This window comes from Aeribacillus sp. FSL K6-2848, from assembly GCF_038004325.1.
Lineage (GTDB): Bacteria > Bacillota > Bacilli > Bacillales > Aeribacillaceae > Aeribacillus > Aeribacillus composti.
In genome coordinates this window covers 1,866,800-1,888,461 of the sequence record NZ_JBBOQQ010000001.1, presented here as the reverse complement: position 1 = coordinate 1,888,461, position 21,662 = coordinate 1,866,800, and the positions used below count along the sequence as shown (strand labels likewise).

Below are 21,662 nucleotides of genomic sequence, written 5' to 3'. Positions count from 1 at the left end.
TTAGAAACCGGCAAAAGAAGCAATGCTTCCTTGACTTCAAATTGACTCAGACCGTTCTTATTTATTTCGCTCGTACACAAGGAAGCGGTGCGGATAAACATTTTTTTCATCAACTACTCCATCTTTTTGGGAAATAAGCTTCCATTCAGAAAAATCAATTTTTGGAAAATATGTGTCGCCTTCAAACTCCCCCTCAATTTCTGTTACATAGAGTCGATCGGCAAACGGAAGCAGCGCTTCAAAAATCTTCGCTCCGCCAATTACAAAAATTTCTTCTTCCTTATTGTTTTGGGCAAATTGCAAAAATTCATTTATCGAATGAAAAACGAGACAGCCTTCAGAAGAAAACTTTTCATTCTTTGTTAACACAATCGTTTCTCTTCCGGGAAGGGGCCGTCCAATCGATTCAAAGGTTTTACGGCCCATGACGATCTTTTTGTTCATCGTTGTTTCTTTAAAATATTTTAAATCATTCGGAAGATGCCAAGGAAGCTTATTGTCCTTTCCGATCAGCCGGTTTTCATCCATCGCAAACAAAAAGGAAATCATACACTCACCTCACCTTTAATGTGAGGATGAGGATCATACCCTTCCAGCGTGAAATCTTCATAAGTAAAATCAAAAATGGATTTTACCTCTTTATTCAATTTCATTGTCGGAAGAGGCCGCGGCTCCCTCGTCAGCTGCAATTTTACTTGCTCAATATGGTTGTTATAAATATGAACATCGCCGAATGTATGGATAAACTCCCCGGGCTCCAAGTCGCAAACTTGAGCAATCATCATCGTTAAAAGCGCATAGGAAGCAATATTGAACGGCACACCTAAAAAAAGGTCTGCTGATCGTTGATAAAGCTGACACGAAAGCTTTCCTTCCGCAACATAAAATTGGAAAAACGCATGACACGGCGGGAGGGCCATTTTATCTAAATCAGCGACGTTCCAAGCACTTACAATCAATCGCCGTGAATGTGGATTCGTTTTAATTTGTTCAATTACATTTGAGATTTGGTCGATGGTATTTCCGTCTGCACCTGTCCACGAACGCCATTGGTAGCCGTAAATGGGGCCCAAGTCGCCGTTCTCATCTGCCCATTCGTTCCAAATTCGGACGCCGTGTTCTTGTAAATATTTTACGTTTGTATCACCTTTTAAAAACCATAACAGCTCATAAATGACCGATTTTAGATGAATTTTTTTCGTCGTAACAAGAGGAAACCCTTTAGCCAAATCAAAACGCATTTGATATCCAAATGTGCTGATGGTTCCTGTCCCCGTCCGATCCTGTTTTTTAACCCCGTGCTCAAGCACATGTCTGCATAAATTTAAGTATTGTTCCATTGATGACACATCCTTTAGTTGAAATGTTACTTTAGTTTACAATCGGCTCGTTCTCTCATTGCTATTAAACCGTTTGTCAAACGAAAAAATTTTTTCAAAATCCGGATCGAAAAAGCCGTCTCATGCAGCTTATTTTTGCAATCTCCATCTTTAAAAATGGAAAAATTGGCGAATCGCCAATTATTTCCCGCTGCACACTTTCTGAAATTATTTTATCTCTTCCAGCTTATCATTTACATCTTCGTTATTATGAGCAATGCGGCTAGCTGCACTTGCAGCAATGGCTGCCACGATATCGTCTAAAAATGTATTGACTTTCCCGTCATGGCTATTGTTCAGCTCTTTGATGATTCCAAATTTTTCTTTGTCTAAATAGCCATAATTCGTAAATCCAATTGACCCATAAACATTTACAATCGATAACGATAAAATTTCATCAATTCCATATAGCGGTTCATCTGATTCGATAATTTGCTGAAGCGGTTCAGGAAGCAATTTTTGTTCCGCAAGCTTGTCTAAAGCAATTCCTGTCAAGACAGCATGAATGATTTCTCGTTTTCTTAAAATCTTTTCAACATGGTATGTGCATTCTTCAAGAGACAGATCGGGAATGTATTTTTTTTGCAGCTCCAACACGATTTGTCCAATGTCTTTTAATGTTACTCCCCGATCTTCCAACAATTCAATCGCTTTTTTTTGGAGCTTTTCAAGTGAATACGCCATATTCAATCACTTCCTTTACTGCATCCAATTTGGAGGTGTGTTTGTGTCCCAATAAATTTTCCCCAATGCATAATGGGTTTGAAAGTGGTCATGGTATGTATGGTAATGAAAATCAAACCAATAGCCCTGTTTTGGCGGATGATCGACGCGAACATGAAATCGTATCAAGTCTTTTCCGCTCGTACGATCATAAATGTGAAAAATTTTTTCTCCTTTTCCATTCGCAGGTTTTTGGGATATAGCCAAATCTGCAAATTTTTCCTTCTCCGTTGCCAAGAAGGTTTTGATCACTTCTTCCATTTGCGGCAAAACTAAGTTGCGAAACTCATCTTCTATCACACCGCTGATTTTTTTGCCGAATTTTTCAAATGATTGTTTTTCCGCTTCAAACAAAAATTGATCGACAATGTTTGGCTGTTCTATTGCTGACTGATCTTGTGAATCACGATGCAGTAATAGTTTTTTCTCTTCGGCCTCCGGTGCATAGTTTGCGTCAGGAGCCTGTTTATTGACGGTTAAGGCGGACGGAGGCGCTACAAGCCCGAATGTTGCGAGTGTAAATAAAACGACAAGCGATTTTCGAATCCAATTTTTCAAGTTCCCAACATCCTTTCCGCCAAATGAACAAACGATACTATCATTCTATCATATTTTAATCAAAATAGATATTTGATAGAGTTTTTTGACTGAAAAGAAATGGGTTCAAAAAAACGAGAAAAAAGGGTAAAATAAAAATCAGAAGTTGGAGGCAGCAGATCGGAAGCCGACAATTTGGGAAACCGGCAGAAAATGACCGTTCAACTCATCCTGCAAAATTTTTTCTAGTTGATTGGAGGAAAGTACATATGTATGATGCAATGTTCATAATAGGTAGCTTTATTACACTTGCATATTTAATTGTAATGGAACTTACAGACTAAAAGCTCATGGAAGACCATGAGCTCTTTTACTTTTAAGAAGCTGAATATTATTAGCAATGCTTTTCAAATGCTTGAAGAAGATTTTCCATAACTCCTTCCAGCGTATTGCCTTCAATGTCATGTCTTGGGATAAAATGGACAACTTCTTTTCCTTTTAAAAGAGCCATTGACGGCGACGACGGTTCATAACCGATAAAATACTCCCTCATTTTTGCCGTCGCTTCCCGATCTTGACCCGCAAAAACTGTTACGAGATGGTCAGGAGTTTTTTCGCTTCTTACTAAAGCTTGTGTTGCCGCTGGTCTTGCAAGTCCCGCTGCGCAGCCGCAAACGGAATTCACAAAGACGAGCGTTGTCCCTTCCGCTGATTCCATAAATTGATCCACCTCTTCAGGTGTAACTAATTCGCGGAATCCGGCATTTGTCAACTCATCTCTCATCGGTTGAACGAGCTGACGCATATACTCTTCATAAGCCATTGACATTTTCAATCCCCCTAATTTTTACTATATTTAACATTATTCGTTTATGAAACAGAAATATGCTACTTTTGCCGGCTTTCGGTCATTTGCTTCCAAACGGATCCTTTTGCTTCTTCTCCTTTTTCGATCCTTTCTATTGCCATTTTTATTTGCATTTTCACTTCAAATTCTGGATCGTCTTCCGCTTCCTTCAGTTCCTTTAAAACAGATTCATCTCCTACTTCGTACAAAAACATGGCTGCTCGCCAACGAACAAGTTTACTTTTGTCCTTCAATGCTTTCGCCATTTCAGGAATAGCCGCTTTGTCCCCGATGTCGGATAGCGCATCACCTGCTGTTCTTCTAACAGTAACGCTTTTATCTTTTAACGCTTTATAGAGCAAAGGAAGGACAGCCGGATCTTCGAGCATTCCTAAATAGACCGTTGCAAGTCTTCGTATCGATGCTTTCTCATCATTCAACGCTTTTTCCAGCACATCTAAATCTTCAAGCGTTGGATCCATTTGCTCCAAATGGGCAAACCGCTTTTGCCAATCAGGATCATCAAGCATGTCAACCGTTACTTTGTAGCTGAATCGCTTAAACGTTTCCTTTTCATCCTTTTGATGAATGATTCTATTTTTTATGCGTTCCAGCCTGTCATCCGGATAGGCTGCTGATATTTCATCGACAACCTCCTGGCCGATTGCATCCAAATCTCCGTAGCGGACGCCATGCTCCTTCCATTCCCTTTCTAAAACAACGTTGTTCGCATGCTTTTGAACTTCCATGATCATGTTTCGGAAGCGTTCAGGCAGCCCGTAGCGGCGCTCCTCATGTCCGTCTGTCAGCTTTACTTGCATCGGCAGACCGTGAAACATTTGAATAAACACTTTTACTTCGCCATATCCTTCTTCAGGAGAATAGGCGTCCTGGCTGTTATCTTCAACCTGCTCGCCGAAAATGCTTCTTACTTCTGATAAAATATCCTGCCAATGATATTTGCTGTTTCGTTCAATGGCCATAAAATCTGCAACATGATAAACCCCTTTCACCCCTTCAATTGCTAAAATGGATTGGATTTCCTTTGGTGCTTCATGAGCATTTTCTTTTTTATAATTGTTCCTTTTACCTGCCGGAAGCTCTTGGTCGAGAATTACTTTCATCGTATTAGGGCTTGGGGTAGGTTCAATCGACTTAATGTTCACAAGATGTCACTCCCTACTTCCTCTTAGCTAGTTCCATTTTAACATGCCAGTCTGCAAAATTCTTTCCAAAAGCACTTGCAGTGAAATAATGGAGAATTTACAAAAGCTTTTCGATATAAGGAGCGATGTCTTTCGGATTTGTTTGCGGAACAAATCGCTCTACCGGATTGCCGTCGCGGTCGATCAAAAATTTTGTAAAATTCCATTTAATCATCTTTGTTCCAAACACGCCTGGAATTTGTTCGGTCAAGTACACAAATAAAGGATGGGCATTCGGGCCTCTCACATCAATTTTTGAAAAGACGGGAAATGTCACACCATAATTTTCACAAAATGTTTGGATTTCTTCGTCCGTTCCCGGCTCCTGATTGCCAAACTGATTACACGGAAACGCCAGTACGACAAATCCTTTTTCTTTGTATGTTTCATATAAATTTTGCAAATCTTTGTATTGCTCCGTAAAGCCGCAATAACTTGCAGTATTGACAATGAGCATGACATTTCCTTTATACTGTAATAGTGATATTGTTTGCCCATCTGCGGTTTTTACATCAAAGTCATAAACAGTCATCACGCCTCCCCCTCCATTTACGTTGATTTTACATTACAGTCATAATAATAACAAATCTAAAATTGAAATATCATTTTAAACTATCTATAATATTAGCAAAACTTAGTCTGATCATGTTCTGTTTCGCTCTGCACATGATTCATTTTTTTGTTTTTCGATTACATTCCGGAGGTGCACATACATGCCAATTAATATACCAGCAAATTTGCCGGCAAAAGAAATATTGGAGAAGGAAAACATTTTCGTGATGGATGAAAAAAGGGCTTACACTCAGGATATCCGCCCATTAAATATTGCCATTTTAAATTTAATGCCAGAAAAAGAAAAAACGGAGACCCAGCTTCTCAGACTTTTAGGAAATTCTCCGCTTCAAGTTAATATCACGTTTTTGCGTCCGAAAACCCATACGCCAAAAACAACGGCAAAGCAGCATTTAGAACAATTTTATACAACGTTTGATCAAGTCAAGCATCGAAAATTCGACGGGTTGATTGTAACAGGGGCTCCTGTTGAAAAAATGCCTTTTAATGCTGTTAATTATTGGGAAGAGTTGACAAACATTTTTGAATGGACGAAAGAAAATGTGACATCTACTTTGCATATTTGTTGGGGTGCTCAAGCAGGCCTATTCTATCATTACGGCATCGATAAATATATGCTGCCGAAAAAATGCTTCGGCGTTTTTGAACATAAAATATCAGATCCTTCCGTCAAGCTGTTAAGAGGTTTCGATGAAATCTATTACGTTCCTCATTCTCGCCATACGGACATCGATGTGGAAGAAGTGAAAAAACAAAAAGATTTAGAGATTTTGTCTTATTCGGATGAAGCGGGTGTATGTCTTATTTCTTCGAAAGACGGGAGATTTATTTTTTTAACCGGACATCCTGAATATGATGCAACAACATTAAGAGATGAATATGAACGAGATTTGGCGAGAGGACTTGACATCGAAATCCCAAAAAATTATTTCCCTAATGACGACCCGACGAAATCGCCTTACAATCGCTGGCGGTCACATGCGAATTTGCTGTTTGTCAACTGGCTTAACTATTATGTATATCAAGAAACTCCTTATATTTGGGAATAATAATAGCAACCTGGTCGGATTAAAATACGACGTTCTGAAATTGAGGTGATGAAATCGTTTATGAATAAGCAGAAAATTTTGATCTTGACAGCAAAGTACGGAAACGGGCATATTCAAGTGGCAAAGACGCTGGAAAAGCGATGTATGGAACGGGGTATGGACGTCATCGTTTGCGATCTATATCAAGAGTCTCATCCACTCATTACTGAATTCACAAAATACCTGTATTTAAAGAGCTTTTCGTTTGGAAAACAGTTTTACCGTTTGTTTTATTATGGTGTAGATAAAATGTACAATAAACGAGTCATGAATGTTTATTACACAATGGGCAGAAAAAAACTCGAACAAGTGATTGCTGCTGAAAAACCCGATATCATCATCAATACGTTTCCAATGATCGTCGTACCCGAATACCGGAGACGCACCGGTCACGTGATTCCGACCTTTAATGTCATGACAGATTTTTGTTTACATAAAATTTGGGTGCATCAAAACATAGATAAATATTATGTTGCATGTGAAGATGTAAAAGAAAAACTTCTCAGCTTAGGGATCGACGAAAAAGACGTAAAAGTTACCGGAATTCCTATACGCAGCCGATTTGAAGAAAATATTGAGATAGAACCGTTGTACCGCAAATATGGATTAAGTGAGAACAAACATATTTTGCTTATTATGGCAGGTGCTCACGGCGTCTTAAAAAATGTGAAAGAAATTTGCGAAGCGATGCGCTATTCAGAAAACGTCCAAACCGTTGTTGTATGCGGAAACAATCATGCGCTCAAAGACCGCTTAGCCCCTCTTGCTAAAGCAAGCAGAGATCAATTGAAAGTTTTGGGTTACGTCGAAAGAGTGGACGAGCTGTTTCGAATTGCTTCCTTGTTGATTACAAAACCCGGAGGAATTACGTTAACAGAAGCTTCTTCCCTTTCGGTTCCTCTCGTTTTATACAACCCGGTTCCTGGGCAGGAAAAAGAAAACGCGGAATTCTTTGCAAAACACGGCGCTGCGGTCATCGTCAACAATGTATCTGATATGATTGATGAGGTGAACAAATTATTGCATTCACCTGATAAATTAAAACGGATGCGTAAAAATATTTTTCAACTGTACCATCCAAACGCTGTGGACACCATTTTAGACGACATAAAGTTAGAAAGTGAACGAATGTCTAAATATATTCATGAACATATTTCATAAACGAGTGTCAATAAGACATTCGTTTTTTTATAAAATGATGTCGCTTTATCATATTAACTTCCTCGTATTACCTGGAAAATGCTTTTTTTTGCGAGAAAACAGCACCGATTTTCACGGTGAAAGCATCCTTGTCATGTAGCCGGCAATTAAGCTGATTTATTCCCAATCAATTTCCACCTTAGCGTTTTGACAAAAATTCGAATCATTGGAATAAACTTGACTTTCAATAATTGGTTAGTGTATAGTAGATATATCATTTAGCTGAATATAGGCAGCCTAAGGTTTTGAGACCTTGCTTGTTGCATTATATTCCTGTTAAATGATAAAAAATTTTTTAAGCACGGCTTTGTGCGGAAAGTATTAGGAGGAAATCGAAATATGCAACAAAATGGTAAAGTAAAATGGTTTAACAATGAAAAAGGTTATGGTTTTATTGAAGTTGAAGGCGGAGACGATGTTTTTGTCCACTTCACTGCAATTCAAGGCGAAGGTTTCAAAACCTTAGAAGAAGGTCAAGCGGTATCTTTTGAAATTGTCCAAGGAAATCGTGGACCACAAGCAGCGAACGTTGTAAAATTATAATCGATGATCATTTGATCTTCAAATATAAAAAGAGGCTTTTGCCTCTTTTTATTTTTTATTTTCGGAATTTTTATTTATTACTGAATTTTCGATCGCCGCGCTTACGTGTCCCCCTCAAATTTTTCCCCAGCTCTTTAATTTGCTGTCCCACCGTGCATTTATTAATACAAAATGAATGGGCATATGTTTTTCCGTATTCTTTTCGAAAATGAGCTTTTAAAAAACAATTTACGCAATATTCATCCATTAATTCAGTCACTTTTTCAAATATAGCCGCACGATCTTTCATCATTCCATCTCCACTGTTTTTTATTTATCATTATGCTGTTTCACAAAAAGAGATTGTACTTTCTCGAAAATGTATCTTTCGCATTCTCAATTGAAGAGACTAATTTTTTATACCATATTCTGTTCAACCTTGCAACCGATTCACTCAAAAGGGTTTTTACAGACATTGATCGAATTGTATGGTATAATCACATCGATTTTTTTGAAAAGAAAAAGGCAGTCAAATAGATGTTTTACTTAATAAGATCAAAAGCTCCTCACATCTATTTTAAGCTTTTTTCATCCTTATCATGATCTTGATGACATGTTATATTCTTCATTTTTAAAAAAATTCCTCTAAGGGAGTGAAATTGATTGGTAGAAGTCTACATAGATGGTGCGGCAAAAGGAAATCCCGGACTTTCCGGCGCCGGTATTTATATAAAAGGAACGAACATTCAAGAAAAATATTTTTTCCCCCTTGGCGTCATGGATAATCATGAAGCTGAATTTGCTGCATTAGTCAAAGGACTTATGATCTGCCTTGAAAAAGGATATAAGATCGTCTCTTTCAGAACCGATTCACAGGCAGTGGAGCAAGCAGTGCTTAAACGTTATGCAAAAAATCAACGCTATAACAGCCATCTTCAAGAAGCATTAAAGCTCATCGATCAATTGGATTTGTTTTTTATTAAATGGATTCCCGAAAAGCAAAACAAAACGGCTGATGAATTAGCCAAAAAAGCATTGCAGCTTCAAAAAGGGATTGATCATGAAGGAACAACAAGCGGCTGATTTTAAGTTTTTTTGCGTTGCTTATATTTGGAAACAGCATTTTTTATCGTTCGGAGGGCTTTATGTGTTAACTCATATTATTGAAGAAGAACTAACAACGTTCTGGTCTTTCATTGGAACCCTTTATTGTATTAGCACGCAATAAACTAACAACGTTCGGAGCGTTCAGCGGGACCTTAATGTATTAGCGCGATAAACTAACAACGTTTGTGAACATTCACCGTGACCTTTAATGTATTAGAACACAATAAACTAACAACGTTTATGAGCGTTCCATCAAGAGCGGGGCCCCATGAGATCATCCGCTTTTTGATCAGAGGGATGAGCTTGGTTTTTGCGGCTTCTCCCGGCAAAAAACATTTCCACAAACCATTTTGCACGTTCTGTTAGCATCCAGAAAATAAAGACTCTTCCATAAATTTTATGAGGAACTGGGTCATCCAGTTCCTTTCAGCTTTGCTTCCGACTTACATATTCTTTTACCATTTCTTTCGTTACGTATTTTCGCTGCGGAACGATTCCGGTTGTTCTGGCCAGCTCATTCATTTCTTTTGTAATTTCGTTAATCGTTTGCACGGAAAAATGAAGCCCCTTTTCGCAAAGCATTACAGCTTCATCGATTGCCTGCTCCCGTTTTTCTTCTAGATGCAAAAACCTTTTCACGATCTCGTGCTGGCGGTTTGAATGCTTTGTTATCTCTTTATGTACTTCTGCCATCTTTTTTCCCCCTAATTTTTAAGTTCGAGCTCTTTCAAAGGAAGAGAGGAGCTTCTGCCCCTCTTTATGAAAGCGATGTTAATTCATTGAATTTTTCTTTCATCCATTGTACATCATTTGGAGCTGTCAACGTTTTTAATCTAGCTTGAATAAATTGTTCCCCTTCTTGAATCATTTTTTCCTTCAGCTGTTCGATTTCCTTTTTCAATAATGCTTCGTAATGGCGTGCCAGATGCTCTTCAAAAGCTCTCACCGACATGTCAATCGTATCTTTCAAATTCTGTTCTAGAATATCATACAGCTTTTGCTTTTCGTTCTGCTCGAAAAATGATTTCGTATTTCGGAACACTTTATGTGCTTTTGAAACATCAAATTGAATGTAAGGGAAAACGGAAACTTGGATCCGGATTTCTTCCCATTGAATCTCTTCTATATTTGAAAACGGAACTGCTACACATTGTTTAGCAACCATGTCGGAAAGGTTCTGATTGATTTTTTGCAATATTCCGTTTAAATAATTTTCAATACGAAGTGTTGTAGCGTTCATTTCCTGCTGGAGCTGAATATTCAGTCCTTCTATCATTTCGTTAAAACAATCCATTAAAATGGCTGCTTCTCCCTTTGTGCTGTTTGTAAATTTGCCAGGATGATACGCCTCTTTAAACAGCTCCGGAAGTTTATGAAGAAGCCGCTGTTTTACGTAATAGTTCAATTCTTCCGTTTCCTGCTGGAATGTTATAACGTATTCGTCAACTGATTGCGTACGAATTAATTCCTGCATGCGATTGAGCTGATCCTTCAATTCGCGAATTTTCTGATCGCGTTCGCTTTCATCAAGCTCCAAAAGCTTGATCATATCTGAAAGTTCTGAGACCGCCTGTTGAAATTCATGTTCAGCTGCTTGAATTAAAACGGTCATCAATTCATGATGGATAAAATGTTCAAACGACTTGAGAAAATGCGGAAACTCGTCTCGAACCTTTGAAATCTTTTTCTTTTCCAATGCCTGTAAGCTTGAAACTTGAAAAAGCTTCGGCTCTCGGATTGAATGGGACAATAACATTTGCTCGACATAATTTCGAACATCTTCTGCATCTTGATCATGTTCCGCCAAATCAATTGCATTGATGATAAAAAACATTTTATCTAACGTAAAGGCGTCCTTTACAAGACCAAGCTGATCCAAAAACTGCTGATCTCCTTTTGAAAATGGATGGTTGTAGTAAGTTAAAAAGATAATGGCATCCGCATGTTTTATATATTGGAAAGCAAGTTCTGTATGCCGGCCGTGAAATGAACTCGCACCTGGAGTATCAACAAGAGTAATCCCTTTTCTAGTCAGATCACAATCATAATAAATCGTTACATCCTGAATCATACATGACCGTTCTTCTTTTGCAACAAATGACTCAAGCTCATCTGCCTTGATCCATTTCACTTTTTGATCTTCTTTTTCATAAAATGAGATTCCTTCTAAAAAGGTGTTCAGCCTTCGTTGAACCATTTCATCTTCCGTTCGTTTCATTGCTTGAAGCATCGCTTCGCGCAAACCGGAAAATCTCTCTGCCTTAAGAGAAAGCGGTGCTAGCAATTCATTAATTTCTTCTAAAATTTGCTGCTCATTTTTAAAGACTACTTCCACATCCCCGTGTTTTTTGCCATCTTTAACACCGGTTAATTTATTGATAACAGCGGTTGTTGGAGTTGGCGAGGAAGGGAAAATTTTTTCACCAATCAAGGCATTTAAAAAGCTCGATTTTCCTGCACTAAACGCGCCAAAAATTGCAATTTGAAAGGAGCGGTTCTCAATTTGAGAAAGTTTTTCTTTTAAGCGGTTGGCTGAATGCTCCAGCCCAGTCTCATTTAAAATTTCAATCCCTTTTTGCAGCTTATTTATCATTTGATCTTTCTTCGCCGCTTCATGTTTTCGTTCGGTTTCTTTTTTCTCTATTTTTTTATCTTTTCTTTGCTTTTCATTCGAAATAAGGAATTGAAGAGAATTCCATTCCATGATTTGTTTTTGCAGATGTTCGGCTTTCCATCGCTCGATATCGATATTGTCAACAGTTCCTTGACCATTTAATATGTCGGAAAGCTGTTTAAACTCATTCATAAATTGTTCTTTCTCATCAATCGCTTTAGACATTTGCATCAGTTTGACTGTAAGCTGTTCCCGCTCCTGTTTCATCCGTTCTCTTTCTGTTTGATTCATCTTGTGTAACGCTTTGATCATGTGATCGCGCAAGCTTTGAGCTTCTCGTTTGCACAATTGCTGTACAGCATTTGAAACATCTTTCCCATACTGGAGCACATATTGACCATTTAATTCAGCCCCTGGTTTGATCACGTCAAGCAGCATATTTTCATCAAATTCGATCGAAAAGCTTAGTATTTGCTGTAAAAGAGAAGGTTGGTCGATATGATGCTTTTCATAATATTTTTTCGCCATATTGATGATGTGCCATACAATTTGCGATTCCACATTTTTGGCCAGCTCTTCATAAAATTGAATAAGTGCATTTCGTTTTGCCTCTTCTGTTTTCTTTTTTGAGAAAAACAAACCAACTTTAAAATCTTTTTTCTGGGTTTCAATTAATTTTGCCGCTTTTTCCCTTGTATCATAAGGCATAAGATTGGCGTTTCTCAACAAACCATCAAGTTCTTGATCAAATGCTGCTTCAAACTGTTTAATGTCTTCATCTATCAGTTTGAGCTTCTGTTCTATTTCCGACAATTTTTGCTGGCTGTTTTGAAGCAGCTGATCAAGCTGATTCCATTCATCCAATGAGAGATGAAGACTCTCCGCTTTCTCTTTAGACAAATCCTCCTTCATTTGTTGAAGCAAAATTTTTGCCTGCTCCAATACATTTTTTCGCACTAAATGCTTTTTATTATCGACTAGCCCATTTAACCGCTCCTCTAACTGCTTAAATTCGTTTAAAGGATGCTCAGGCGATTTCGTTGTCGTATAATAAATATTTTCCTTTTCAATTCCGATAGCTGTCAGCGAGGCTTCAATGTTTGTTTTAAACGTTGAAAAAGGGATTTCATCTTCTTGATGCTTATCAATTTGGTTGATGATGACGATGATCGGTTTATTCATCCCCCTCAGCTTTGACAAGAAAGAAAAATTCAGCTCCGACTGAACGTGATGATAATCCGTCACATATACGATGTAATCCGCTAAATGGAGCGCCGATTCTGTTCTTTTGCGATGATCGTCATCCGTCGAATCAATTCCCGGCGAATCTGTTAAAATCAGATGTTCACGAATCGTAAAATAAGGCCGTTGAATAAATACTTTTTCAATTTCATTTTCTTGTTTGCACAGCTTGCTGATCAGCTCATTATCCAAATCGTCTTTCGATTCATACATTTTGCCATTAAACAGATGCACACGGGTCAAACGTTCGCCTTTCGCCAGCATGACGATATTGGAGCTGGTCGGAAGCGGACTCGAAGGCAAAATGGTTCCGTTTGCAAGCTTGTTTAACAGCGATGATTTTCCTGCCGAAAAATGGCCCATAAATGCAATTTGGATTTGATCCTGCATCTCTTTTTCAATTAATTCTTTCCATTTTTGTTTATAGGAAGCTTTGACTTCTTTAGGAAGCTTTTCAAATATTTGAATCAAGCTGCTGATTTGTTCTTGCTCAACTACATTTCCCATACCTCAGGCTCCTTTTCGTCAATTCCTCATGTTGATTTTACCATATTGCCCGTAAATGAAGGCAAAAAAATTATTTTCAGGAGCCTGGATCAAGAAAAAACCCGCTTCGCTTCCTCCCAAGCGACTGTTAAAAAGCTCAGTTTTCCCATAAAAAAGAGATTGACGGTTTTTTGCCAATCCCCGCTATGTAATATATGAAAAATTTATTTATGAATTTGAATCGACTCGCTTCAAAACATATCCGATTAAAATGCTATAAATCAAAACCGTACTACCGACAAAAAGCATTGTCATGTCGTCACAGCCTTTCTTGAGAATGATTTTCATCATTAATTAAAGAATAACATGAGTGAAAATCATTTTCAATAGTTTTTTCGAAACGAAGTTTTAAATTTTAAAATTTTACATAAAAAAACCAGCCAAAAATGGCTGGCACAAAATTTATTATTTAGTGATTTCGATTAACAAATCACCTGTTTGAATAGCTTCTCCGCTCTTCACATAAATATCTTTAATAACACCTGCAAATGGAGCTTGAACAGTCGTTTCCATTTTCATTGATTCAGTGATCATTAAATGATCGCCCTTATTTACTTTTTCGCCTTTTTCTACCAAGACTTTAATTACTGTTCCAGGCATAGACGCTCCAATATGTTCAGGGTTTTGCGGATCTGCTTTGACTCTTTGCTGAACAGTTGATTTGATGCTCTCGTCTTTAATGACAACCTCACGCGGCTGGCCGTTTAATTCAAAGTACACGATCCGCGTTCCATCAGGCTGCGGTTGGCCAATGGAAACTAGCTTCACAATCAGCGTTTTTCCTTTTTCTATTTCCACTTCAATTTCTTCGCCTAAACGCATTCCGTAGAAGAATGTCGGTGTATCTAAAACAGAAATGTTTCCATATTGTTCATATGTTTTCAAATATTCCGTGAACACTTTTGGATACAGTGCATAAGCAATCGTCTCGTAAGGCGTCGGCTCACGATGGAGCAGCTGCTCCAGCTCTTCTTTTAATGCTTGGAAATTAACCGGCTCCAATAGCTCCCCAGGTCTAACTGTAATCGGCTCACGGCCTTTTAAAATCACGCGCTGGAGCTCTTTCGGAAAGCCTCCGTACGGCTGGCCGAGATATCCGGCAAAAAATTCAATGACTGAATCTGGGAAGTCAAGCGATTCTCCACGCTCATATACGTCTTCTTCCGTTAAATTGTTCTGAACCATAAAGAGCGCCATGTCACCAACAACTTTTGATGACGGAGTTACTTTAACAATATCGCCAAACATTTGGTTGACGCGGCTGTACATTTCTTTCACTTCCTCCCAGCGGTCACCCAAACCTACAGCCTTCGCCTGCTGCTGCAAATTGCTGTATTGTCCGCCAGGCATTTCATGTACATAAACTTCTGAATGAGGAGCTTTCATGCCGCTCTCAAAGTCTTGATAATATTTGCGCACTTCTTCCCAATATTGAGACAGCTTTTCCAATGATTGAATGTTAACATTCGGTCTTCTTTCCGAACCTTCAAGCGCATAATATAAAGAATTGGCACTTGGCTGAGAAGTTAAACCGGCCATTGAGCTCAACGCCGTATCTATAATATCGACCCCTGCTTCGATCGCTTTGGCATATGTGTAAATGCCGTTTCCGCTCGTATCATGTGTATGCAAATGAATTGGCAGATCGACCGTTTCTTTTAACACTGAAATAAGCTCATATGCCGCCTGTGGCTTCAACAGTCCTGCCATATCTTTAATGCCTAAAATTTGTGCACCTGATGCTTCCAATTCTTTTGCCATCTGTTTGTAATAATTCAAATCATATTTTCTTCTTGTTGGATCGAGAATATCCCCTGTATAACAGATGGCTGCTTCGGCAATTTTTCCGGTTTTTCGGACGGCATCGATGGCAAGGGTCATCCCTTTTACCCAGTTTAAGCTGTCAAAGATTCTGAACACATCAATGCCTGCTTCCGCTGATCTTTCGACAAATTCTTTAATTACATTATCTGGATAGTTTTTATATCCGACAGCATTCGATGCGCGCAAAAGCATTTGCAGAAGCAAGTTTGGCACATGCTTTCTGACAATTTGAAGTCTTTCCCACGGATCTTCTTTTAAAAAGCGATAGGCAACATCAAACGTTGCTCCTCCCCACATCTCAAGCGAAAACAGGTTTGGAAGCAATCTCGCAGTAGGTTCAGCAATCTTTTTAATGTCATTTGTGCGCACGCGAGTTGCCAGCAATGATTGATGAGCATCTCGGAAAGTCGTATCCGTCAACAGCACTTGTTTTTGTTCTTTTACCCATTTAACAAGGCCGTCGACTCCTTCTTTCTCTAAAATTTGTTTCGTTCCTTCTGGAATAGGCTCCGATAATTTTACGTGCGGAATTGGTGGCTCATCAAATACCGGTTTTTTCTTTTTCCCGATGCCTGGAAAACCGTTCACCGTCACATTCCCGATATATGTGAGCATTTTTGTTCCCCGATCTCGTTGTTTCGGGAAAACGAACAGCTCAGGTGATGAATCAATAAAGGACGTATCATATTCTCCAGATAAAAATTTCTCATGTTTAATGACATTTTCCAAAAAAGGAATATTTGTTTTTATTCCGCGAACTCGAAATTCTCTTAAATTTCGAATCATTTTTCTGGCAGCTTGCTCAAACGATAGCGCCCATGTCGATACTTTTACAAGCAATGAATCATAATAAGGTGTAATAACAGCTCCTTGGAAGCTGTTTCCGGTATCCAATCGAACGCCAAAGCCGCCTCCGGAACGATACGCCATAATTTTTCCAGTGTCCGGCATGAAATTGTTCAGCGGATCTTCCGTCGTCACCCTTGCTTGAATAGCATATCCCCATGTTTTAATGTCTTCCTGTCTTGGAATTCCAACTTCCGGGCTGTGAATTGAGTGGCCTTCTGCCACAAGAATTTGTGTTTGAACGATATCTATCCCCGTAATCATTTCAGTTATCGTATGTTCTACTTGAACGCGCGGATTTACTTCGATGAAATAAAAGTCATCGCCGGAAACTAAAAATTCCACCGTACCTGCATTGACATAGTTGACATTTTTCATTAACCGTACAGCCGCTTCGCAAATTTTATCCCTTAATTCCTGCTTTAAAGAAACGCTTGGAGCAACTTCCACGACTTTTTGATGACGACGTTGAACAGAACAGTCCCTCTCATAAAGATGAACAATGTTTCCATCGTGGTCACCAATGATTTGCACTTCAATATGCTTCGGATTTTCGATCAGCTTTTCTACATACACTTCGTCGCTGCCGAATGCTGCTTTTGCTTCCGATTTAGCTCGTTCATAAGAATCCTTTACTCCAGCCTTTGAACGGACTATGCGCATTCCCCGGCCTCCGCCGCCAAGAGCAGCTTTAATGATAAACGGATACCCGTATTCTTCACCAAACTGAATCACTTCATCCAAGCTTTTGACTGGACCGTTGCTGCCTGGAATGACTGGAATTCCGGCCTTTTCCGCCTGATGTCTAGCTTTCACTTTATCGCCAAACATATCTAAGTGCTCTGTTCTAGGGCCGATAAAAATGATTCCGGCTTCTTCGCATTTTCTAGCAAATTCGATATTTTCAGATAAAAAACCGTATCCGGGATGAATAGCATCCACGTCATGAGCTTTTGCAATTTCAATGATACCGTCAATATCTAGATATGCTTCGATCGGTTTTTTTCCTTCGCCAACTAAATAAGCTTCATCTGCTTTATATCGATGATAAGAACCTGAATCTTCCCTGGAATAAATTGCAACGGTTCGGATATTCAATTCATTGCAAGCTCGAAATACCCGAATCGCGATTTCTCCACGGTTTGCTACTAAGATTTTTTCAATTTTTCTGTTCGTCATATAAATCCCCCTTGCAGTGTATATTAGATTTTCAAGAAAATAAAACTAGAGCAGCATATGGCGGAACGATTACATGCTTGCAATTTCTTTTTCTTTTTTATATTGCTCCCGGTAATTGACAAACATTGAAACATTCACTAACAATCCCATCGATATTAAAAGTACTAATAACGATGAGCCTCCATAGCTGACAAACGGCAATGTAACACCAGTGATCGGGATCAGTCCTGTCACTCCTCCCAAGTTGACGGCCGTTTGAATAGCGATCATGCTTGAAACTCCTACAGCAATCAATGTACCAAACGGGTCGGTGCATTTTCTTGCAATATAGAGGCCTTTTAAAACGATAAACGCCAAAAGTGTAAGAACAAATAATACACCGAAAATACCTAGCTCTTCCGCTACAACGGCCATAATAAAATCAGTGTGCGCTTCCGGCAAATATCCGTATTTTTGCACGCTTTCCCCCAGCCCCAGTCCAGTAAGACCTCCGGATCCGATCGCAATATATGAATTGACGAGCTGATAACCTGCTCCGTCTTCATGTTCAAATGGATCCGTATACCCTGTAAAGCGGGAAAGACGTTCTTTACTAAAAATATCATCGGCCTTAAATAAAATGAGCGGACTTAGCAGCAATAAGAAAAATAAAGCAAGCAATACTAACTTTAACATGTTTTTGATGCCCATACCTGAACATAAAATAATAGACAAGGCAATCATTCCAATAATGAATGATGTCCCAATGTCAGGCTGAAGCATAACAAAAACGCAAATCAATACGGTAAAGATTACCGGAGGCAATGCTCCCTTTCCGAAGTGCCATATGTACGATTGCTTTTTTTCGTATACAGCTGATAAATAAATAATGGCGGAAAGCTTGACAAATTCTCCCGGCTGAATGGCTCTTCCGGCAACTTTAAACCAGCTTTGCGAACCGCCGGCAACATGTCCAAAAATAAATAACAGCCCGAGAACAGCAATCGATCCAAAAAACAAAATTCTTATAAATTTTCCGTTCAGCAGAGCGCGGTACGGAAAAAACATCATAACTAGAAAAGCTATCGTTGCAAGCAGGAGCGAGGACAATTGCTTGCGAAAAAAATAATCGCTTTCCGTATAATACCTCGTGACTGCCATGATCATACTTGAACTGTACACCATGACCAAGCCGAAACCGCATAATAAGAAAACTGCTAAAATAAGCGAATAATCATATGATTTTAAAATTCGTTTCAACATGTTCATCTTCCTTACGACTTGCTGCTCTTCTTGTTGCAAAATAAATACACAGTCATTGTTTTCATAAGTGTAAAGAAAATTTATTTTCTATTATACTTTGAACAATTCATTTTCTCAATGGCAAAATAAAAATTGCGAAGGAACACCTATTGTGGAAGGTCGATATGAGAAATGGAAAAGATAAAATAAAAGCCCAAACCTTTTTTTTACCGGTTTGAGCAAGCTTTTTATTTTCGTACAAATGCCTCGTGCAGAGCTGACAGCTCACGCTCAAGCTCATCAAGCAGAGCTTTTCCCTCGCGTTCTTCAATCAGGCCTAGTCTGACAGCAAAGTCAATTTCCCGAGATAATCCGAACATTTGCGTATCTAAAACCTCTTCATAAAGAGGACATTGAGGCATTGTCAAATTGTCCATTTGTACTTTAATCAATTTCATGATTTTATCTGCATCCGCCTTTAAAAGCGAAAGAGCCTTTTCCCGGTGACTAAGAACCATTTCAAATGATGCCATCTGAATCCCTCCGTTCCCCATTAAGGAATCCCTATTCTATCTATTAATATTAAATGTTATAAAGGAAAATTGCAAGGAAACACGCACCCTCCTTCCCTAATAATTTTAAAGTTGTTCATATATATGTATGAACCTTCCAAAAAAATGCTAGAAGAATTCGTCTGATTGATTTGCCGCGTCTGGACTCAGCCGCCTGACTGTCGCCTTTTTGAACTGAAATGGGCAACGGAATGTGACAAAATCCATAAAAGCGCTTATACTTTAACGTGGAGGGATGCTCATGAGCGATATTATTCAAATAAAAGGGAATGTAAAATTTCCAATTACTTTGGACCCAGGTGTTTGGATCTTTGATGACCGCCGCATTGATTTAAATACATATTTTGATCAAGGCCGCAAAGAGGAAAACATAGAAGAGGACTATGTGCAAAAAACAGCAAATCAATGGCAACGGGAGATTCAGGAGGGAGCTGTATTTCCGCCTACTTTAAAAACGGAACAAAAATTTGAAAAAGAAAAGGTGCTTACCGGGACTTTCGGCATGCCGCTTAAACCGTTTTTATCAAATGCTGAACCGTTAACGAACGCCAAAACAGTCGTTTTTGAAACCGAAAACGGCGAAGTCGAAATGCCGATTGAAAAAGCAGAAGAATGCATTTTGGCATTTAGCATGGAAGGAAAACCGTTAAAAGAAGACGGCCCTGTCCACATCATTTACGGAGATGGCTCGAACCGCAATGATCCAATTAAAAAGGTGAGAGCAATAATCGTAAAATAATTTTTTGGGGTGTCTAATAAGTCGTTTTTACGGCTTATTGACGCCCCCATTAATGTTTTAGAAACGTTGATATATCGGTGTTTATTACCAATGGCGATTTGACTTTCTGGACAATCCCTTTTTTTCCATTGCTCAATTTGAGCAGAATCGCAAATGTTAGCGCAAAAAATCTTTTTGGATGCTGCAAAGAGCTTAAGATAAATCAGCTTCTGCAAAGCTCACACTTTTATCTCTGACCCCTGAGGCTTTTGAAACTACAGCATCTCACTTTTTCATAACAAATCTGCTGCTATTTGCGCCAATTGGGATCGTTCGCCTTTCAGTAATTTTACATGCCCGGCAATTGCTTGATCTTTAAATTTTTCCACTACATAGGTCAACCCATTGTTATATTCATCTAAATAAGGATGATCAATTTGTCCTGGATCCCCCATCAACACAATTTTGCTTTTTTCGCCAACTCTTGTTAAAATCGTCTTCACTTCATGTTTCGTCAAATTTTGCGCTTCATCGATGATGATAAATTGTTCCGGGATGCTCCTGCCGCGAATATAAGTCAGCGCCTCCACCTCGATCGAATTCATACCTGCTAAAATCGCATCAAGCTCGCCAGCTTTTTTCGTATTAAATAAATATTCTAAATTATCCCATATTGGCTGCATCCAAGGCCTCAGTTTTTCTTCTTTTTCTCCCGGCAAAAAACCGATATCTTTTCCCATTGGAACAATTGGTCTGGCGACAAGAAGCTTTTTATATGATTCCATGTCTTCTGTTTGCATCAGCCCGGCCGCTAAAGCCAAAAGCGTTTTTCCTGTACCTGCTTTGCCGATCAAAGTCACGAGCTGAATATCGTGTCTCATTAATAGTTCGAATGCCATCGTTTGTTGAACATTTCTCGGCTGAATTCCCCAAACATGGTCATGCTGAAAAACAAGCTTTTTCAATCTTTTCCCTGTTTTATCGACAATCCCAATGGCAGATGATTTGCCTCCTAAAGCATCCTTCAGCAAAATAAATTGATTCGGATAAAAAGGATGATTGGTTATTTCCGACAGCAGCAGCTCATTTTTCTCATAAAATCGGTTTAAGTTTTCCATACTTATGTAAAGGTCAAGAAACCCTGTATAGATATGGTCAATTTCTACTACACGATCGCTCAGAAAATCTTCAGTATGAAGTCCAATCGCATCTGCCTTCACTCTCACTAAAGCATCTTTGCTGACTAAAATTACCGATTTTCCATCTTTCTTTGATTGCTCTTCCAGTGATAAATTTTTGGCTACTGCCAAAATTCGGTTATCATTTGTTTTTTCCACGAAAATCTCCTGCAGATCATGAAACGAACGATGATTTAATTCAATTCTTAAAGATCCGCCGTTTGGCAGAGGAATTTTTTCGTGCAATTTCCCTTGTTCCCTCAACTGATCAATGATTTTTGAAACTTGGCGCGCATTTCGTCCAACTTCATCCATATATCTTTTTTTGGAATCCACCTCTTCAAGAACAACGGCAGGTATTACAACTTCGTGCTCATCAAAGGAAAAAATGGAATTCGGATCCTGCAACAAAACATTCGTATCCAGCACATATATCTTGCCCAATCTTTCTTCCTCCCTCATCCGAAATTATTGGAGGCTTCCTTAGCTAAAATATATGTCTTTATGAATAAAGATAGAAGGTTTATTAAACAATAAATAA

At 38.8% G+C, this 21,662-nt stretch carries 20 protein-coding genes; 6 read left to right on the top strand and 14 right to left on the bottom strand.

All coding sequences use genetic code 11. From position 1 onward, the window contains the following. Positions 1-57 precede the first annotated feature (57 nt). The 7 genes from NSS70_RS09210 to NSS70_RS09180 all read right to left on the bottom strand — a co-directional run bounded on the left by NSS70_RS09210 (position 58) and on the right by NSS70_RS09180 (position 5,223). Complete coding sequence (locus NSS70_RS09210) at positions 58-549, bottom strand: dihydrofolate reductase (RefSeq protein ID WP_340881346.1); 492 nt, start codon at positions 547-549, stop codon at positions 58-60. Next, positions 546-1,340 carry a thymidylate synthase gene (locus tag NSS70_RS09205; RefSeq protein ID WP_063389675.1) on the bottom strand — a complete coding sequence of 265 codons (795 nt, stop codon included), beginning with the start codon at positions 1,338-1,340 and terminating at the stop codon, positions 546-548. Before NSS70_RS09205 ends, NSS70_RS09210 begins: the two co-directional genes overlap by 4 nt. Before the next feature lie 207 nt (positions 1,341-1,547). Beyond that, positions 1,548-2,063 (bottom strand): phosphatidylglycerophosphatase A family protein, encoded by a 516-nt coding sequence (locus NSS70_RS09200; RefSeq protein ID WP_063389674.1) that lies wholly within the window; start codon positions 2,061-2,063, stop codon positions 1,548-1,550. 15 nt (positions 2,064-2,078) lie between these two features. Then, complete coding sequence (locus NSS70_RS09195) at positions 2,079-2,660, bottom strand: YpjP family protein (RefSeq protein WP_066250261.1); 582 nt, start codon at positions 2,658-2,660, stop codon at positions 2,079-2,081. 373 nt (positions 2,661-3,033) lie between these two features. Next, positions 3,034-3,468 (bottom strand): BrxA/BrxB family bacilliredoxin, encoded by a 435-nt coding sequence (locus NSS70_RS09190; protein ID WP_063389672.1) that lies wholly within the window; start codon positions 3,466-3,468, stop codon positions 3,034-3,036. Positions 3,469-3,527: 59 nt separating this feature from the next. Beyond that, on the bottom strand, positions 3,528-4,652 hold the full coding sequence (locus NSS70_RS09185; protein ID WP_066250259.1) for a conserved virulence factor C family protein: 1,125 nt from the start codon (positions 4,650-4,652) through the stop codon (positions 3,528-3,530). Between the two features lie 97 nt (positions 4,653-4,749). Next, positions 4,750-5,223 (bottom strand): glutathione peroxidase, encoded by a 474-nt coding sequence (locus NSS70_RS09180; protein WP_063389670.1) that lies wholly within the window; start codon positions 5,221-5,223, stop codon positions 4,750-4,752. A gap of 181 nt (positions 5,224-5,404) precedes the next feature. Between NSS70_RS09180 and metA the strand changes: the two genes are divergently transcribed. The 3 genes from metA to cspD all read left to right on the top strand — a co-directional run bounded on the left by metA (position 5,405) and on the right by cspD (position 8,095). Further along, positions 5,405-6,313 carry a homoserine O-acetyltransferase MetA gene (gene metA, locus NSS70_RS09175; RefSeq protein WP_063389669.1) on the top strand — a complete coding sequence of 303 codons (909 nt, stop codon included), beginning with the start codon at positions 5,405-5,407 and terminating at the stop codon, positions 6,311-6,313. A 60-nt stretch (positions 6,314-6,373) separates the two neighbouring features. Further along, positions 6,374-7,513, top strand: coding sequence for a diglucosyl diacylglycerol synthase (locus NSS70_RS09170; protein ID WP_063389668.1), 1,140 nt, complete (start codon positions 6,374-6,376; stop codon positions 7,511-7,513). A gap of 378 nt (positions 7,514-7,891) precedes the next feature. Beyond that, entirely contained in the window at positions 7,892-8,095 is a 204-nt protein-coding gene (cspD, locus tag NSS70_RS09165) for a cold-shock protein CspD (RefSeq protein ID WP_063389667.1), read from the top strand. 70 nt (positions 8,096-8,165) lie between these two features. Here the strand turns inward: cspD and NSS70_RS09160 are convergent, their stop codons facing one another. Further along, positions 8,166-8,384, bottom strand: coding sequence for a zinc-finger domain-containing protein (locus NSS70_RS09160; RefSeq protein ID WP_157728045.1), 219 nt, complete (start codon positions 8,382-8,384; stop codon positions 8,166-8,168). Positions 8,385-8,737: 353 nt separating this feature from the next. Here NSS70_RS09160 and NSS70_RS09155 point away from each other — a divergent pair, with 353 nt between their 5' ends. Together NSS70_RS09155 and NSS70_RS09150 are read left to right on the top strand one after the other, a co-directional pair. Further along, positions 8,738-9,157, top strand: coding sequence for a reverse transcriptase-like protein (locus NSS70_RS09155; RefSeq protein WP_063389665.1), 420 nt, complete (start codon positions 8,738-8,740; stop codon positions 9,155-9,157). Continuing rightward, positions 9,135-9,302 carry a hypothetical protein gene (locus NSS70_RS09150; RefSeq protein ID WP_340882599.1) on the top strand — a complete coding sequence of 56 codons (168 nt, stop codon included), beginning with the start codon at positions 9,135-9,137 and terminating at the stop codon, positions 9,300-9,302. Before NSS70_RS09155 ends, NSS70_RS09150 begins: the two co-directional genes overlap by 23 nt. Positions 9,303-9,607: 305 nt before the next feature. Here the strand turns inward: NSS70_RS09150 and NSS70_RS09145 are convergent, their stop codons facing one another. From NSS70_RS09145 to NSS70_RS09125, 5 genes are all read right to left on the bottom strand, one after another. Then, positions 9,608-9,874, bottom strand: coding sequence for a YpbS family protein (locus tag NSS70_RS09145; RefSeq protein ID WP_340881344.1), 267 nt, complete (start codon positions 9,872-9,874; stop codon positions 9,608-9,610). Positions 9,875-9,938: 64 nt separating this feature from the next. Further along, positions 9,939-13,544 carry a dynamin family protein gene (locus NSS70_RS09140; protein ID WP_340881342.1) on the bottom strand — a complete coding sequence of 1,202 codons (3,606 nt, stop codon included), beginning with the start codon at positions 13,542-13,544 and terminating at the stop codon, positions 9,939-9,941. Positions 13,545-13,988: 444 nt separating this feature from the next. Continuing rightward, positions 13,989-17,432 (bottom strand): pyruvate carboxylase, encoded by a 3,444-nt coding sequence (gene pyc / locus NSS70_RS09135; RefSeq protein WP_063389662.1) that lies wholly within the window; start codon positions 17,430-17,432, stop codon positions 13,989-13,991. Positions 17,433-17,501: 69 nt separating this feature from the next. Then, positions 17,502-18,674, bottom strand: a complete 1,173-nt coding sequence (locus tag NSS70_RS09130; RefSeq protein ID WP_066250250.1) for an FtsW/RodA/SpoVE family cell cycle protein — start codon at positions 18,672-18,674, stop codon at positions 17,502-17,504. Between the two features lie 227 nt (positions 18,675-18,901). Then, positions 18,902-19,186, bottom strand: coding sequence for a YlaN family protein (locus NSS70_RS09125; RefSeq protein WP_063389660.1), 285 nt, complete (start codon positions 19,184-19,186; stop codon positions 18,902-18,904). Positions 19,187-19,466: 280 nt separating this feature from the next. Here NSS70_RS09125 and NSS70_RS09120 point away from each other — a divergent pair, with 280 nt between their 5' ends. Then, on the top strand, positions 19,467-19,964 hold the full coding sequence (locus tag NSS70_RS09120) for a molybdopterin-dependent oxidoreductase (protein WP_066250247.1): 498 nt from the start codon (positions 19,467-19,469) through the stop codon (positions 19,962-19,964). 272 nt (positions 19,965-20,236) lie between these two features. On the opposite strand, the gene NSS70_RS09115 is transcribed toward NSS70_RS09120, so the two are convergent. Next, positions 20,237-21,583 carry a PhoH family protein gene (locus tag NSS70_RS09115; protein ID WP_375338794.1) on the bottom strand — a complete coding sequence of 449 codons (1,347 nt, stop codon included), beginning with the start codon at positions 21,581-21,583 and terminating at the stop codon, positions 20,237-20,239. Between the last annotated feature and the right edge of the window lie 79 nt (positions 21,584-21,662).

What these genes read in the sequence shown, in the direction of transcription:
- pyc (WP_063389662.1), bottom strand. Translation starts at nt 17,432, where the DNA reads ATGACGAACAGAAAAATTGAAAAAATCTTAGTAGCAAACCGTGGAGAA.
- NSS70_RS09180 (WP_063389670.1), bottom strand. Translation starts at nt 5,223, where the DNA reads ATGACTGTTTATGACTTTGATGTAAAAACCGCAGATGGGCAAACAATA.
- NSS70_RS09125 (WP_063389660.1), bottom strand. Translation starts at nt 19,186, where the DNA reads ATGGCATCATTTGAAATGGTTCTTAGTCACCGGGAAAAGGCTCTTTCG.
- NSS70_RS09145 (WP_340881344.1), bottom strand. Translation starts at nt 9,874, where the DNA reads ATGGCAGAAGTACATAAAGAGATAACAAAGCATTCAAACCGCCAGCAC.
- NSS70_RS09160 (WP_157728045.1), bottom strand. Translation starts at nt 8,384, where the DNA reads ATGAAAGATCGTGCGGCTATATTTGAAAAAGTGACTGAATTAATGGAT.
- NSS70_RS09210 (WP_340881346.1), bottom strand. Translation starts at nt 549, where the DNA reads ATGATTTCCTTTTTGTTTGCGATGGATGAAAACCGGCTGATCGGAAAG.
- NSS70_RS09115 (WP_375338794.1), bottom strand. Translation starts at nt 21,583, where the DNA reads ATGAGGGAGGAAGAAAGATTGGGCAAGATATATGTGCTGGATACGAAT.
- NSS70_RS09190 (WP_063389672.1), bottom strand. Translation starts at nt 3,468, where the DNA reads ATGTCAATGGCTTATGAAGAGTATATGCGTCAGCTCGTTCAACCGATG.
- cspD (WP_063389667.1), top strand. Translation starts at nt 7,892, where the DNA reads ATGCAACAAAATGGTAAAGTAAAATGGTTTAACAATGAAAAAGGTTAT.
- NSS70_RS09140 (WP_340881342.1), bottom strand. Translation starts at nt 13,544, where the DNA reads ATGGGAAATGTAGTTGAGCAAGAACAAATCAGCAGCTTGATTCAAATA.
- NSS70_RS09120 (WP_066250247.1), top strand. Translation starts at nt 19,467, where the DNA reads ATGAGCGATATTATTCAAATAAAAGGGAATGTAAAATTTCCAATTACT.
- NSS70_RS09205 (WP_063389675.1), bottom strand. Translation starts at nt 1,340, where the DNA reads ATGGAACAATACTTAAATTTATGCAGACATGTGCTTGAGCACGGGGTT.
- NSS70_RS09200 (WP_063389674.1), bottom strand. Translation starts at nt 2,063, where the DNA reads ATGGCGTATTCACTTGAAAAGCTCCAAAAAAAAGCGATTGAATTGTTG.
- metA (WP_063389669.1), top strand. Translation starts at nt 5,405, where the DNA reads ATGCCAATTAATATACCAGCAAATTTGCCGGCAAAAGAAATATTGGAG.
- NSS70_RS09150 (WP_340882599.1), top strand. Translation starts at nt 9,135, where the DNA reads ATGAAGGAACAACAAGCGGCTGATTTTAAGTTTTTTTGCGTTGCTTAT.
- NSS70_RS09170 (WP_063389668.1), top strand. Translation starts at nt 6,374, where the DNA reads ATGAATAAGCAGAAAATTTTGATCTTGACAGCAAAGTACGGAAACGGG.
- NSS70_RS09130 (WP_066250250.1), bottom strand. Translation starts at nt 18,674, where the DNA reads ATGTTGAAACGAATTTTAAAATCATATGATTATTCGCTTATTTTAGCA.